At 63.5% G+C, this 14,537-nt stretch carries 11 protein-coding genes and 2 pseudogenes; 7 read left to right on the top strand and 6 right to left on the bottom strand.

Annotated features, from left to right (window positions below):
* Positions 1 to 3 precede the first annotated feature (3 nt).
* A complete protein-coding gene (locus tag KF730_RS17430; protein WP_294099721.1) occupies positions 4 to 960 on the bottom strand; it encodes a helix-turn-helix domain-containing protein in 957 nt (318 codons plus the stop codon).
* Between the two features lie 181 nt (positions 961 to 1,141).
* Here KF730_RS17430 and KF730_RS17425 point away from each other — a divergent pair, with 181 nt between their 5' ends.
* The gene (locus KF730_RS17425; RefSeq protein WP_294099720.1) at positions 1,142 to 2,083 is read left to right on the top strand and encodes a dihydrodipicolinate synthase family protein; all 942 of its coding nucleotides are present in this window, start codon (positions 1,142 to 1,144) and stop codon (positions 2,081 to 2,083) included.
* A gap of 477 nt (positions 2,084 to 2,560) precedes the next feature.
* Here the strand turns inward: KF730_RS17425 and KF730_RS17420 are convergent, their stop codons facing one another.
* From KF730_RS17420 to KF730_RS17410, 3 genes are all read right to left on the bottom strand, one after another.
* Complete coding sequence (locus tag KF730_RS17420) at positions 2,561 to 4,702, bottom strand: ATP-binding protein (RefSeq protein ID WP_294099717.1); 2,142 nt, start codon at positions 4,700 to 4,702, stop codon at positions 2,561 to 2,563.
* A gap of 146 nt (positions 4,703 to 4,848) precedes the next feature.
* Positions 4,849 to 7,911 (bottom strand): hypothetical protein, encoded by a 3,063-nt coding sequence (locus tag KF730_RS17415; protein ID WP_294099715.1) that lies wholly within the window; start codon positions 7,909 to 7,911, stop codon positions 4,849 to 4,851.
* Between the two features lie 11 nt (positions 7,912 to 7,922).
* Complete coding sequence (locus tag KF730_RS17410; RefSeq protein WP_294099713.1) at positions 7,923 to 9,236, bottom strand: tetratricopeptide repeat protein; 1,314 nt, start codon at positions 9,234 to 9,236, stop codon at positions 7,923 to 7,925.
* 136 nt (positions 9,237 to 9,372) lie between these two features.
* Between KF730_RS17410 and KF730_RS17405 the strand changes: the two genes are divergently transcribed.
* A complete protein-coding gene (locus KF730_RS17405) occupies positions 9,373 to 10,014 on the top strand; it encodes a response regulator transcription factor (RefSeq protein ID WP_294099710.1) in 642 nt (213 codons plus the stop codon).
* A gap of 8 nt (positions 10,015 to 10,022) precedes the next feature.
* Here the strand turns inward: KF730_RS17405 and KF730_RS17400 are convergent, their stop codons facing one another.
* Positions 10,023 to 10,172, bottom strand: coding sequence for a hypothetical protein (locus KF730_RS17400; protein ID WP_294099708.1), 150 nt, complete (start codon positions 10,170 to 10,172; stop codon positions 10,023 to 10,025).
* A 97-nt stretch (positions 10,173 to 10,269) separates the two neighbouring features.
* Here KF730_RS17400 and KF730_RS17395 point away from each other — a divergent pair, with 97 nt between their 5' ends.
* The 4 genes and pseudogenes from KF730_RS17395 to KF730_RS17825 form a co-directional block, all read left to right on the top strand.
* Positions 10,270 to 10,785 carry a nuclear transport factor 2 family protein gene (locus tag KF730_RS17395; protein WP_294099706.1) on the top strand — a complete coding sequence of 172 codons (516 nt, stop codon included), beginning with the start codon at positions 10,270 to 10,272 and terminating at the stop codon, positions 10,783 to 10,785.
* Between the two features lie 713 nt (positions 10,786 to 11,498).
* The gene (locus KF730_RS17830; RefSeq protein WP_365973952.1) at positions 11,499 to 11,771 is read left to right on the top strand and encodes an Arm DNA-binding domain-containing protein; all 273 of its coding nucleotides are present in this window, start codon (positions 11,499 to 11,501) and stop codon (positions 11,769 to 11,771) included.
* A 244-nt stretch (positions 11,772 to 12,015) separates the two neighbouring features.
* Positions 12,016 to 12,756, top strand: a complete 741-nt coding sequence (locus tag KF730_RS17390) for a site-specific integrase (protein WP_294099704.1) — start codon at positions 12,016 to 12,018, stop codon at positions 12,754 to 12,756.
* Positions 12,757 to 13,022: 266 nt separating this feature from the next.
* Positions 13,023 to 13,094: pseudogene (locus KF730_RS17825) on the top strand (SWIM zinc finger family protein); the annotation flags it as partial.
* Positions 13,095 to 13,484: 390 nt separating this feature from the next.
* Here the strand turns inward: KF730_RS17825 and KF730_RS17820 are convergent.
* A pseudogene (locus KF730_RS17820) lies at positions 13,485 to 13,529 on the bottom strand (hypothetical protein); the annotation flags it as partial.
* A gap of 434 nt (positions 13,530 to 13,963) precedes the next feature.
* Here KF730_RS17820 and KF730_RS17380 point away from each other — a divergent pair.
* Positions 13,964 to 14,536 (top strand): phospholipase D-like domain-containing protein, encoded by a 573-nt coding sequence (locus KF730_RS17380; RefSeq protein ID WP_294099701.1) that lies wholly within the window; start codon positions 13,964 to 13,966, stop codon positions 14,534 to 14,536.
* The last annotated feature ends 1 nt before the right edge of the window (position 14,537 follow it).

Below are 14,537 nucleotides of genomic sequence, written 5' to 3'. Positions count from 1 at the left end.
GGATCAGGAAGCACGGTCGGCAAAGCGCGCGGTCGCGTTGCGGAATCGGCCCGGCGGCGCACCGAAGCGCTGGCGGAAGGCGCGGACGAAATGGTTAGCACCGGCGAACCCGCAAATCTCGCTGACCTCGGTCACCGAATTATCCGAGGTGGCAAGCAGCCGGCGGGCCCGTTCGAGGCGGGCGCGCAGCAGGAACTGGCTCAGCGTCTCCTCGCTGAAGCGATTGAACAGATTGGAGACGTGGCGCGGATGGACCCCGGCCGCGGCGGCGATCTGCTCGCGATCTAGCGGCTGATCGCAATTAGCGATGACGAAGCGGCGGATGCGGTTGTAGGTCGCCTCGGCCTTGGAACCGGCCGGCTGCTGCACCGCCAGCACCGTTTCGCGCACGCGCAGCACCAATGCCTTGAGGATGTGATTGATCAGCGGATCGGTGGTGCTGCGCCCGGCATTGATCGCCAGCGTCGCGACCAGCTGGTCGATGGTGTGATCGGGCGCGCTTGGGCGATCGATCTCGTCGATATAGTCGATCCGCTCGAACGAGCTGGCGGCGATCGCCGCTTCGGCCTGGACGGTGTTGTCGCGCAACTCGTCGAACGATCGAGACTTGCCGCCGGTGGGGTGCGCGGCACCGGGCTGGCCAGGCTGGACCAGATAGCAATGCAGCATTTCAGGAAACAGCGAGACGCCGAAGGTACGATAGGACGCGACCGGATCGAGCGCGATCCATACCCCGCCGGGCAGCACCAGCGCATCCCCTGCCGCCAGCGTCAGCCGCGCCGGGCGCCCTTCACGCCGCACCCAATAGGTCACTTGCCCATCAAGGCAGAAGATCAGCTGCGGCGACGGCCGCATCGCCGAATAAATGCCCGCCGAAAGCGCGCCGCTTTCGCCCGCGACATGAACATTGCCGAATTTTTCGAGTCCCGCGAGCCAATCGAGCGCGGCTTGCGCTGACAAAGGCCCCTCTGGATGCAATGAAGATGACATTGAGACTATTTATCCTCCCCATTCGCGATTCGTGACGCGCTGTTACTAGCTAAATCACCATTTTATGCGCGTTTGACAAGTAGCACGTCAATGCTAGTCGATACGACAACATGGATTCGCGGAACCGTTATCCGCGGCAAGGGAGAGTGCGATGTCGTCCGATCACCAGCCAAAACCGGCGCTGCATGCCGCCCCGTTCACACCGTTCGATGCGCGCGGCGATCTCGCCCTCGAGCGCATTCCCGCACTGGCCGATCATCTCGTCGCGTCAGGGGTAAGCGGCGCCTTTGTCTGCGGCTCGAACGGCGAAGGCCCAAACATGACCGAGGCCGAGCGCATGGCAGTGGCAGAGGCCTGGGTCCGTGCCTCGGCGGGCCGGCTCAAGATCTTCGTCCATGTCGGCCATCCCAGCATCCGCACCGCACAGGCGCTTACCGCACATGCGGCCGAGATCGGCGCCGATGCGGCATCCGCCGTCGCCGCCTTCTACTTCAAGCCCGACAAGGTCGAGACTTTGGTCGAGACGATCGGCGCGATTGCCGAGGCGGCGCCAGCCCTGCCCTTTTATTACTATCACATCCCGGCGCTGACCGCGGTGAGCCTCGACATGGTTCGCTTCCTCGAACTGGCCGGGGAAAGCATCCCCAACCTTACCGGCATCAAATATACCGCGCCGACCCTGTGGGAATATCAGGCTTGCCGCGGCGTTGCCGGTGGCCGGTTCGACGTGCTGTTCGGATTGGACGAGATGCTGCTCCCGGCACTCGCCGCGGGGGCGCGGTCAGCGATTGGCAGCACCTATAATTTCGCGGCGCCGCTTTATCTGCAAGTGATCGAAGCGTTCGAGGCCGGCGCGATTGACGAGGCGCGCGAGCGTATGGCGCACCTGATCGAGATGGTCCGCATCCTGCTGCGCTATCCGCCGATCCCCGCCCAGAAGGCCATTATGGTTCATCTCGGCCATGGCCTCGGGGACTGCCGCCTGCCGCTGCCAAAGCTGGCAAAGCAGGATGCAGCCGCGCTGATCGATTCACTGCGCAGCATCGGCTTTTGGGACAGGCTGTCCGCCGCGAGCGCGATGCCAAGGACCTAGGCGATCGCCATTCGCTGAGAGCGTAATTCGCCAGAGATCTTGGCGTTGCCCCAAGCATCTTCCACGCCGTCATTTTCACGGCAATGCGTTTCGCAAAGCGCTCCCTGCTGACGAGATGAAAGAATGACCGCTGTCGAGGCGGGCGATTGGCGGACTCAACGACCGAAATTAGGGCACAAGCCTGCCATTTCCGAATCAAGCAAAGCTAAGTAGCGAACTCAGAGGGATGTGTGCATTTTTTGAGGTGAGCAAACGGCGTTGATCGAAGCAAAATTGGGAGGCGATGTGACTAAGCCCATATGTGCAGCCTAATTTTAGCCAGTACAATCAAATGATCGTAGAATAGATGATATGGTGGAATTCGAATCCCCCACTAAAATTATCTAATGATCTCAAATAGAATTGGTGGAGCCGAGGAACTTCACATCGCCTTCACAAGCCATTTGCGCTACCATTTTGGAGCGTCGTGGCGAAGCGTCATGCTTGGGTGCGGCTACGGTTGTCATTATCGATGACGTCCGCCGGTCTTTCATCACGCATCAGTCGAATTTCGAGCAGAGCCATCGTGCCACCATCCGCCTCGCGGATCTGGAAAGCCCCGTTCAGCAGCGCTGCGCGCCGCGCGATATTGGTCAGCCCGTTGCCCCAGTCGCTGGCGGGATCCACGCCCACGCCGTTATCGCGGAGGCGCAACGAGAGTTGGCTCGCGGCGATCGAGATATCGACCGCAACATGACCGGCGCCCGCATGCCGGACGATGTTGCTGGTGAGTTCGCGGACGATCGAAATCAAGTGCCTGGTGGTCCCGGAATCGACCAATTGCCCCGCCAGGCCGATCGTCTCCAACGGCCAGTCGACGGCGATGCCGTGCGCTTCCAGCCGGTTGGTCGTTTCGAAACGAAGGTCGGCGATCACGTCATCGAGCACGCGCCAGGCGTCGCCGCCGCTGGTCACGATCGCGCGGATATCGGCCATCGCTTCGCGCACGTCGCGGCGCATCATATTGGCGTCTTCGCGGTGCAGGCTGGTCAGCAGCCGAGCGCTGACGTCGTCGTGCAAGTCCTGGGTGATCCGCGCCCGTTCCTCGGCGACGCCGCGCACATAGGAATCGCGCGCACCCATCAGCGCGGCGATCGCGTCGATCACCTCGCGAGCCTGCGCCACGTCGATCGCGTCGAAGTCGCGCGCACCGCGCTGGGCGTACCGCAGAATCAGGCCGGGCATATCGCCGATACGGGGCAGGCGGAGCGCGACGCCATCCTCGGCCACACTCGGCAGTGTACCCGGTGCGGGATCGTCGGCCACCTCTAGCGGATCGAATGTCTCCTCCAGCCCGCTGCGCCAGCGCACCGCACGCTCCTGTGATGTGAGCGCGAAAGCGATCTCACTGGCGAGGCGCAGGCCGTGCTGGGCGGCGGCGTTGCGCCTGCGATCGACCCGCCGGGTGATCGCCTGACGCAGCGGCAGATAGATGAGCGCGACCGCTACGATCGCGATCGGCAGAGCGATACCCTGCGATCCCGCCGCCAGCGCAAGGATGGCAAGGTCGACCGCAGTCACCGCGATCGCCGCGGATACCGAAAGCAGCATGCCGGGCGCCCAGCCATCGACGGTGAACAGGCGATGCCGCGCGATCGCCGCGCCCAGCCCGGCATAGATGACGAGCAGGAGCGGGAGAGCGATGGCGTCGCTGATCAACGGGGCACCGGCGATCAGCATCGGCAGGATGACCATCGCCACCAGCAGCGCCGAGGAAATAATGGCGGACAAGCCAATCAGCCGCATCGCCGCGGAGCCGACCGGATCCTTGCGCACCGCCCAGCCTTGACCGATCAGGAGCGACACGAACAGGAGGAACTCGACGATGATCGATGCGAACAGCATCGCGATCGTATCGGCCGCGAGATCGGCGACATCGATGATGGTCAGCACCACCGCCGCTATTCCCAGTGACCATATCAGGAAGCGCGGCACCAACGGCGTCGGGAAGCGGCAGAATAGCATGAGGATAGCCGCCGAGAAGATCTGCACACAGGCATGATTGACGAGCATCAGCAGGCGATAGGTGTCGCCCAGCAATAGCGGGTCATAGCCCGCGGCCAGCGTGCAGCCGACGCCGAACAGGCCGACGCTCATCACCGCAAAAGTGCGCGCGGCATTGTTGCGCGGGCGCAGCACCAGGATCGACAGGCCGCACAGCAGCCCGGCAAGTCCCGTCGCCAGCGCCGCCCAGAAGCCGCCAGTGAGATCGCCTAGGCGCCGTGCCCGGCTGGTCGCGACGAAGCTCCGGCCATCGGCAAAGCGCACCGTCACCGGGCCCGCGGCCAGCGCCCGGGCAACCGCATCGCGCTTTTGCCACCACAGCCGGTTCTGCGCGCGGCTGCCCTGCGCCACGATGCCGTCGATCAGCGTATCGGCGCGCAAGGTGATCGGCGCACCACCCTGTGGCGCGATCGTCAGCGGCGCATCGCGGCGGAGAAGTTCGGTGCCGCCGGGATGGCTCAGCGCCAGACGGACATTGTCATGGCGCACTGCCTTGATATCGGCGATCGGTAGGCGGAGCGTGGTGATGACCACGATAGCGATGGCGAGCAGCGATAGCAGCGACAATTCGAGCAACCGGCGCTGGGGCCGCCGAATTGGCCGATCCGAAACTGCCGTTGCTCCCGCCCCCATGTTCAAGTCTGTGCAGCGATGTCGAGGAATTGTCCATTAACTGCTGCAAGGCGTTGCCCGGCAGTGACTTTTCACTGCCGGGCAACGGCCTATTGCTTGGCGAATGCGGCGACTCCGGAAATGATGCCGGTCGCGGCACCATTGCTGGTGGTCGGCAGGAAATAGCTCATCCCGGCATGGCTGGCGCCGTCCCCGGCGAGGAAGCCATATGCCCGCCCGCCGATCCCGCCCACCGGCGCCGACGATCCCACCCAGCGCCCATCCGTCCCCAGCGTCACCGAAGGAGCGGCGAGGCCGCCCGATGAGTTGAACACATAATTGGTGCCGCCCATCGCGATGTTCGCTTCCCAGCCGACCTTCATCTGCGCGAAGGAGACCGCCAGGCTGCCGGTAAAGGTGCCGGGCGCCACCGAGCCGTCGCCGATCGTCGGCTGGGTGCTGCCGACCATCGCATAATTCGCGGTGCCGGTGGTCGGCATGTTGGTCAGCTGCTTGCCCCAGACGCTGTGGATGCCCTGGTTTCCGGTCAGCGGGATCGGCGAGCCGCCAAAGGTGACCGTGCCATTGCCCCAGCGGCTCCATCCGATCACGCCGGCCGCGCCGCTATGCTCGACATCGGTGGCGTTGCCGCGCGAGAAGTTGCTGTTGACGGAGGCCAGCTTGCCATCGGCCGTGGCGTTGACGCTGGCGGTGAATGCCTGGACGTTCGCGTATGAACCCTGCGCGGTGAAGCTCATATTGGCCCCGGTCGGCGCGTCGGCATTGGCGACGAGCCCGATGCCGCCATTCATCTTGAACGCCGCGCTGCCGGTGACGACGTTGGCAATGCCCGTCGATCCGCTCATCCGGAACAGGTAATCGAAGCCGAGATGCGTGGCGCCCCTGCCCGCCAGCATCCCCATCAGGCTCATGGTGCAGGCGCTTGGGCAGACGCTGCCGGTTCCGGTCACCGGGATCGTCAGGAAGCTTTCGAAGCTGCCATCGGATGTAATGCTGATCTGGCTGCTCGACGGGGTGGTCAGCCCGCCGGTGGTGACGGTGCGATAATCCGATCCGCCGATATTGACGTTGATGTCGAGCCCCAGGCGCGGCGCGCTGCCGAACGCCACTGCGGCGTTGCCGGTGAAGGTGCCGGGTGCCATCGATCCATCGGAGATGGTCGGCTTGGTGGCGCCGGCCAGCGCGTAGGTCGCCGTGCCGGCCGAGGGCAATGCGGTCGCGGCGGTGCCATACACCATGTGCCAGCCCTGATTGGCGGTGAGATCGACCGGCCCGGAGCCGTTGAACTCGCCGGCGGTCGTGCCGGCCGCCCAGCGGGTCCAGGAGATCACGCCATCGGATGTGCCGGTCTCGCCGCCAATGGCGGTGCCGCGCTGCGGACTCTCATTGGTGGTGGCGTTGCGGCGATAGGCGGCAAGGCCATTGGCATCGACGACGGTCGTGACCGGCCCGACCGAGCTGATCGCGAGGCGCGGATCGACGCGGATCAGGAACTGGTTGGTCGTGCGCGTGCCGGGCACGTTTTCGAAGGTGATCACCGTGGGCGGAGTCGGCACGCTGATCGTGCCGCTCTTGCCGAGCACGACCGCGCCGCTCAGCAGATTATCGCCGCTCTGGACCAGGCCATAGCCGCCCATGAGGAAGGCGATGCCGTCGCCCGAGCCCATGAAATTGGCGTTGAGGCTGCATGCCGGCGCGGCGGTGCAATAGCCGCCCGTCGCCGAGGTGACCGGCGCCACGCCATACAAGCCGAAGCGATTGCCGCTGGTGTCGTTCACCGTGATCGCCGGGGTGGCGCTGCCGCCCGTGGTGGTGAAGGCCAGCGAACTGCGCACGCCGCCGACCGTGAAGGCCAGGGTGCCGTCATAGCCGAACTTCGGCGCGGTGCCGAAGGCGACGCCCAGGTTCATGGTCAGCTGGCTGTCGGTCACGGCGGCGGGATCGGCGCCGCTCAGCGTCGGCGTCGTCGCCGCGACCACCGTGTAGAGGACGCCGCCACTTGTGGGCCGGTTGGTCAGCGGCGGGCCATAGGCGAAATGGACGCCCTGGTTCGCCGTATAGGTGCGCGTGGCCGTCGAAGTACCGAATGTGCCGTCGCCGAAGCGCCCTATCGCCCAATTGCTGCTGCCGGTTTGATATTCCACCAGCCGCGCCGTCCCCGCCGCACCAAAGAAGCCGAGATTGACCGGCCGTCCGGATGCATCGAGCCCGATCGCGAGCACCGCCGGATCGGGCGATCCGCCGCCGTTGATGCCCGAAAGCGACAGCGCGACCGTTTGGGTCGATGCCGGCGGGGTCGGGGTCGGGGTCGGCGTGGGCGTCGGGGTTGGTGTGGGCGTCGGAGTTGGGGTTGGCGTTGGCGTTGGAGCGGGGGTCGGCGTGGGCGTCGGAGTGGGTGTGGGTGTGGGTGTGGGTGTGGGTGTGGGTGTTGGTGTTGGCGCCGGTGTGGGGGTCGGCGTTGGAGTCGGGCTAGGCAGCGGCGGCTTGATCGACTGGCCGATGATGCCGATCGGGATCCGCGGATTGCCCGTCACCGGAACGCCACCCGGCCCGATCAGTCCGGGGAACAGCGCCGCGTTGTTCAGTACATCGCGCATCATGTCCTGCAGCTCGGCGATGTCGGACGGGCCGGCGGTGACCGGCTGGGCACCTGCCGAGACGATCCCGTTCGGCGCATTGCCCTGGTCCGCCGCGAAGGCGCGGCCACTCGGGAAATTGCGCGTGGTGCCGCCCGAGGTGACGTTCAGCCCGCCCATCATCGCAAAGCCGGTCACGCGCCCGGCGCTATTCACCTTGAGGCTCGCGACCGAGCCCAGGGCCGGCATCGTCACCACGCCGCCACCGGGCGTCAGGATCGTCAGCGGCTTGCCGCCGACACCGGCGGTGAACGTTCCCGAGGTTACGACCAGCCGCCCCAACGCATCGACCTCGAACTCGGCATCGCCGACGAACGAGACGATCGCGCCGCTGTCCAGCCGCAGTTGCGTGACGCCGCCGCTCACGCGCATCGGGCCATTCAACTCGCCAGTGGAAACCGCCGCGCCATTGTTCGACGCAGTGGTGAAAATGATCCGCGGCGCCGCCGCCAGCGGCGATGCCAGCGCGAGCGAGGAGACGGTGGCGACCAGGATCCGCAGCGTTGTCGATTTCACGGTTCTTCCCCTCAGAATTCGAAGCGAATGCCGGCCGAGCCGGTCACGCGCGAGTAATCGTACAAGTCGATATTGCTGAAGTTGCGCGTCACGGTGACGCGCGGACGCAGCGACAGCGCGTCGGTCAGCCGGATCCGCAGCGACACCGAGGCATCGACCTGCGTGTCCGCGCGCGACTTGAGGAACAGGATTTCGGTGCCGTGATAATCGCGGTGCTCAGCGCTGACGCCGGCAGCCAAAGTGAAACGATCGTTCAGCGCGATTTCGCTGCCTCCCTGCCCCGCGACGAACCAGTAACCGAGATTGCGCGCGGTGGTACGGACGGTCTCCTCGACACCGCCGCCCACACCGAAGAAGCTGGTGCGATCGGCATAGGTGATCGTGGCGGCATAGCGATTGGCGTCACGCGACGGATCGCTATCGTAGTTGCTGCGGAAATACTGGACCTGGCCGGAGAGCGCGCTGCCCTTGGACAACCGCGCCGTATATTGCGCGATGGCGCCGATGCTGGTGCGATAGCCGCTGCGATCTAGCCAGAAGCGCTGGACCTGGCCGGAGAGCGAGACGACGTCCTGATTGGCGAAGCTGTGGCTGAGGCCGGTGGTGCCGGTCACCCCCGCCTGATCGAACAGGTCGCTGGCGAAATTATCGCGCCACGATCCCAGTGCCGAGGCATAGACCCTGGTCTGGCGCGAGACCGCCGCCGAGCCGCTGAGCCCCGCCTGAAGCTGATAATAGCCATCGTCCATCCGCGTCGCCGGGCCGGTCAGCGTCGCCGGGCCCAGGAAAGCGAAGATCGGCAGCGTGATCGAGCTGAGCCCGGTGGCGGTGTTGATATTGCTGTCGTAACCGATCTCGGCATCGGCAAAGCCGGTCACATCGCTGCCGCCGCCACCGATCGCCTTGTCATAATCGCGGACCAGCTTGCCGAGGCGCTGGCGCACCGGATCGGGGACGGTCGGATCGTTGTTGACCGTGTCGAACTCGGTGCGGGCGGTGTCGATATCGCCCGCCAGCGCATAGACGCGCGCGATTTCGGCACGCGCCTGGCTGTTCGCCGGCTGGACGGCGAGCACACGCTGGAGCGCGGCGATCGCCTCGGCAAAGCGCCCGCTATCGGCAGCGGCGAGGCCGAGGACATAATCGAAGTCCGGATCGCCGGCGCGGCTGTTCGCTTGCGGCGCGAGTAGCTGGTACGCGTCGCCGGACTTGCCCTGCGCCTGCAGTGCCATGGCCTGCTGGACAAGGGCGTCCGATTGCGCCGCCGCCGGCGACCCGATGGCGCACGTCAATGCGACCGCCAATGTCATCGAAACGATCCGCAAGTTATTGCTCCCCAGAATAATTGCGCGCTGTCTCGCAGGGTGGGGAAGCGGAAGGTATCCCCCGTTCAGGGTAGCCGGTGACGTACCGGAAACCAGGTATGTCCAGATGATCGTCGCCCGGATATCACCGCCCAGAATGACCGAGATTTCCCGCCTCTACCTCGTCGTCGAGGATATCGCCGAAACGCGTGACTGGCTGGTCGCCAATATCGCTGAGATTTTCGGCGCAGTCGCGCACGCCGCACCCACATTACGCGACGCACGCATTTGGTTGCGTCAGCGTGACTCGCAGGACTTGATCCTTGCACTGGTCGATCTTGGCCTGCCCGATGGCAATGGTGTCGATTTTATCGAAGAGATTGTCGGGCGTTGCCCCGACGCGCTCGTCGTAGTCACCACCGTTTTCGACGACGATGAGTCGCTGATGGAAGCACTCGGTGCAGGCGCACAGGGTTATCTCCTCAAGGATCAGGACGCGACCGGCATAGCGCATCGGCTGGCGATGATCGATCATGGGGAAGTGCCGATATCCCCCGCGATCGCGCGCCGCCTACTCCAGCGATTTCGGGCAGACGAGCCGAGTAACGCAACGCTTTCCCCCCGTGAAACCGAAGTGCTGCGCCTCATCGGCCGCGGGCTGAAATCCGGCGAGGTTGCCGGGGTATTGTCCATCAGCCCGCAGACGGTGACGACGCATGTCAAGACAATCTACCGTAAGCTCGAAATTACCTCTCGCGCTGAAGCCGCGTTGGAGGCGCGCAAAAGGGGCCTCGCCTGAAGCTACGGTCAGAACGCGGCGTGATCGACGTCCGATTTCAGGATCACGGCAAGGCCGCCGAACGGCGATTTTTGGGGCGCAAAGCCGACCGGCCAATCAACACGCTCTCCAAGGGCTGCGTACACCCCCCATATCTGACGTTCCGGCAGGTCCAGCATCAGCAAAGGCGGCGGCTTGCGAGCCGCCTAAAGACATTGCCGCAATGGCAAGCTACACATCGCAGCCGTAACGATAGGTTTCGCAAGGGGCACGAGGATGGGGGTGTTCAGATCAGCCTGGGTTTCGCTGGGCATCGTTCCGGCGCTGTTGGTGGCCGGCTGCAATGCCGCAGCGCCGAGCGCGCCTACCGCACCGAGCGCCGAAGCGGTCGCGCGTGAGGTCAAGGCCGCGGTCCGCACACAGGTCGACGCCTATGCCACGCTCGACCAGGCGAAGGCCGCCAGTATCCTGGCCCCGGATATCAAGACCTTCTTCCATGGCGAGCCGGACGTGGTCGGCAAAGCGGCCGCCGAAAATGCCATCAAGGCGCAATTCGCGCTCCCGGCCGTCAAGCTGGAAGTGTCGGACGAAAGCGTCGATGTGGCGGCCTCGGGCGACCTTGCCGTCTATCATGCGCAGTACAGGTTCGGCTTCACCAATCCGGAGACCAAACAGCCTGTCGTGGAAGTCGGCAACTGGGTTGCGATCTTCAAGCGCCAGCCGGACGGCGTCATGAAATTGAGCACAGACATCGTGGCGGACACCCCCACGCCTTCCCCCGCTCAGCCCTGAGGGATGGGAAGGCTAGGGTCGGCTTTCCACCCAACTGCCGACGTTCGACTACCTTTAGCGAATGGCAGCTCTTGCGATCGCAATCGACGCTCCCGAACGACCGGTCATGAGGCGCAAACCTGCCATTTCCGAATCAAGCAAAGCTGAGTAGCGAACTCAGAGGGCGGTGTGCAGTTTGAGGTGAGCAATGGCGCTGATCGAAGCAAAATTAGGAGGCGACGTGACTAAGCCCATATGTGCAGCCTAATTTTAGCCAATTTAGCCAGTACAATCAAATGATTGCAGGATAGAGGATATAGTGGGGTTCGAATACCCCACTAAAACTATCTAATGATCTCAAGAGGAAATGGTGGAGCCGAGGAAACTTCACATCACTTTCACAAGACATTGTTATCAATAGGTAAATATCATATTTTCTAAAGGTGTGGGGATTTGCGATTCCTCTCCGCTGTTCGCACGCGTTCGCCATTGTTCGCAGGCATCCGCACAAGTCCGCGCAGAAATTAGGCTTTAAATTAGGCTGAGAAGGCTTGCTTCGAACTGGGGGAGCGACTTCAAAATTCACGACTTTCGCCTACATTGCCTTGTCTGGGGACTGGCGTTACGGGGCAAATCGCGCTTCCAAAAACCGGGCGATTACGTTTGCAGGGCAAGGTCAGGATTAGAGATCGATGCAACGATTGCTCACAAGCTGAACCCGTCAGGTCAAAGGCCTGAGCAAAGTCGGATGGCATGGGGATGGCGGCGGACTGTGGCTCCGCGTTTCTGCCAATGGGTCCAAACGATGGGTTTTCATTTGGATTCGCGACGGTCACCGGCGCGAAATGGGTTTGGGAAGTTTCACGCTATATTCGCTGGCGGAAGTGCGTGAGATCGCTACAGCCGCCAGGCAATTACTCAAAGTCAGGAAGGATCCGGTAGAAGCGCGAGACGCCGCCCGGGGGTCTGGTGCCCGCCGACAAGCCAGCTTCGGAGTCAAAACCTAAGCCTGAGCGCAAGACTCCGACCTTCGAGGAATATGCGAAAGTTTATATCGCTGCCCATGAGGGTGGCTGGAAGAACGCCAAACATCGCTAGCAATGGCAAAATTCCATCGACAATCATGCGGTAAGCCTACGCCACAAGCGTGTCGACGCGATCACTCCTGACGATGTCCTCGCGGTCCTGACGCCGATCTGGCAAACCTTTCCCGACACCGCGGGCCGAGTCCGCGGCCGCATCGAGAAGATATTGGATGCCGCGCGCGCCCTCGGGCACATCAAGGGCGAATGGGAAAATCCCGCGCGGTGGAAGGGCAATCTGGTCTATCGCCTGCCCAAGCGCACGCGTCTAAGCACGGGGCATTATTCCGCGATGCCCTATGAAGAATTGCCAGCGTTCTTCAGGGCCCTTCGTGAACGGCCAGCGCTCGCGGCTCGAGCCCTTGAACTCACGATCCTTTGCGCGACACGTACCAGTGAAACCCTGAAAATGCGCTGGTCGGAAGTGGACTTCGACCGCGCGACCTGGATCATCCCAGCGGAACGGATGAAGATGGGCGTTGAGCATCGCATTCCCCTGTCCCCCGCAGCGATCGATATCCTTCGCGGCCTACCCAGTGTCAGCAATGCAAAGCCGAGCAACTATGTCTTCGCCGGCGAGCGAGGGCCGTTATCGCAAATGGCCATGACGATGGTGCTCCGCCGAATGAATCTCGGCCATTTCACCGTCCACGGCATGCGAAGCTCGTTCCGGGATTATATGGGCGACATGACCGAGCATTCTGAATCTGTGATCGAGCAGGCGCTGGCCCATCAGGTCGGAAATGAGGTCACCAGAGCGTATCGGCGCAAAGATGCCTTCGATAAGCGCAGGATCGTGATGTCGGATTGGGCGGGCTATCTTCTGGGGCAACCTCCAGCGAGCGTGCAGGATGCTTGCGAACCTCGGGAAACGCTACCGGCTGCCGAAAAGACGATTGAAGTCGCATAGCGACGACCTGACGGACTCAAATCTGCAAGCCGTTTATGACATTGAGCTTTCACGATCCGGGCATATGCTGGCGGGACTGAACGCGTTGGGGAAATTGGGTGGCGATTGATCTCGGTCGGGTTGAAGCTTTAGCCACCGATCAGGCATCGCTGAAAGCCGCTGCCGGGCTCGCCAAGCCGGGTAAATGGTCCGGCGTCGGCGGCAGTGCGGACGGGGCGCTGATCTGGGGCGAGTGCGCCGGATCGGGCGCCAATCCGTACCGCGTGATGGCCGATCTGCGCGATCTGGGGAACAAGTGCACTTGCCCGTCGCGCAAATTCCCCTGTCAGCATGTGCTGGCGTTGCTGTGGCTCAACGCCGAAACAGTGGTCGCCTTTCCGCCGGGCGAGATTCCCGCTTGGGTGAGCGACTGGCTCGATCGACGGCGCGGTGGTGCGCCAGCCGGGACCGCTGCAGCGAAGCCGGCGAGCGATGCGCCAAAGGACGTCCGCGCCGCACAGCTTGCCGAGCCTGAAGCGCCCGAGGATCCCAAGGCGGCGGCGCGGCGCGAGGCGGCATCGGCAAAGCGGGCCGAGGATACCGAACGCGCGATCGCCGCCCAGATAGTCTCCGGGCGTCGCGACGGTGACGCGCATCACCGGCTCGAGCAGCACCGGATCGGTCTGCGGGAAACCGATCAGGAACGCTTCCCGCGCTGCGGCTTCGAAGGCGAGCATCGACGAATCCTTCTCGTGGAAGGTGCCGTCGAGCAGGATCGCCTTGATCCCCAGCACAGGATGACCACCCGGGCCGCCATCCGCCAGCGCGGCGACGACCAGAACAAGCGCGGCCGCAAGCGGCTGCGCGATGCCGGATGCACCGTTCACGACCGCTTCCTTTCGCCTGGGGCGCTTAGGCACAATAAGTTTCTGGTGGCGGGGCGCCGCAACGCGACGGCGTTCAAGCCAGCACAGGTCTGGACAGGCAGCACCAACTGGACGCCGACCGGGCTATGCACCCAGCTCAACAATGGCATCTTGCTCGACAATGCCAAGCTCGCCGCCCAGTTCGAGCTTCTCAAAGCTGCTGGCGATAGCGTCAGCCCTGCCCTGCTCGCTTCCAATAACCAGCCGGCATCCCGCTCGGCGATGCGACAATCGATAGCTGGTTCACCCGGCTAAGAGGGTACAAGGACATCGACGCGCTCGTCAGCCAGGCCAAGCAAGGCGTGCTGTTCGTCATGTTTCAGCCGGGCAGCGAGCCGGTCAACACGCTGCTGACAATGCAGGAGCAAAAGCATCTCTATGTCCGCGGCGTCGCTACCCAGTTTACCGGGGCGGGCGCCGAGCATTTCAAGCTGCTCAAACAGAAGCCGGAGGACTATTTCCTCGATGCCGCCCAGGACACCGGGGTCGGCAGAAGCGTCGGCGAGTGGGCCGTCGAAGGGACGGCGGCTGAGTTCAAGAAGAGCATCGGTCACGCCATCACCCATTCCAAAGTGATCGTCATCGATCCCTTTGGCGACGACCCAGTGGTCGTCACCGGCTCCCATAATTTCTTCAAGACCGCGAGCGATGCTAATGACGAGAACTTCATCGTCATTCGCGGGCACAGGAGGATCGCTATGTATTATGCGGTCAACGCGATGCAGACCTATAATCGCTATCGCTGGCGCGCTTACCTCAAGGAAACCGCGCGCGAGGGTCGCAATCCCTTCCAGTTCCTGTCGCGCAATCCCAATTGGCAAAAGCGGCGCACCACTGGCGAATCCAAGCAGATGCTCGCCTTCTGGAATCCCTGAT

It is taken from the genome of Sphingomonas sp. (genome assembly GCF_019635515.1).
Taxonomy (GTDB): Bacteria; Pseudomonadota; Alphaproteobacteria; order Sphingomonadales; family Sphingomonadaceae; genus Sphingomonas.
Note: the sequence above shows the minus strand (reverse complement) of the source record. Positions and strands in the feature narration are given on the sequence as shown.

Excerpts from the sequence above, each read along its gene's own strand:
- KF730_RS17425 (WP_294099720.1), top strand. The coding sequence starts at position 1,142 with ATGTCGTCCGATCACCAGCCAAAACCGGCGCTGCATGCCGCCCCGTTC.
- KF730_RS17395 (WP_294099706.1), top strand. The coding sequence starts at position 10,270 with ATGGGGGTGTTCAGATCAGCCTGGGTTTCGCTGGGCATCGTTCCGGCG.
- KF730_RS17400 (WP_294099708.1), bottom strand. The coding sequence starts at position 10,172 with ATGCTGGACCTGCCGGAACGTCAGATATGGGGGGTGTACGCAGCCCTT.
- KF730_RS17405 (WP_294099710.1), top strand. The coding sequence starts at position 9,373 with ATGACCGAGATTTCCCGCCTCTACCTCGTCGTCGAGGATATCGCCGAA.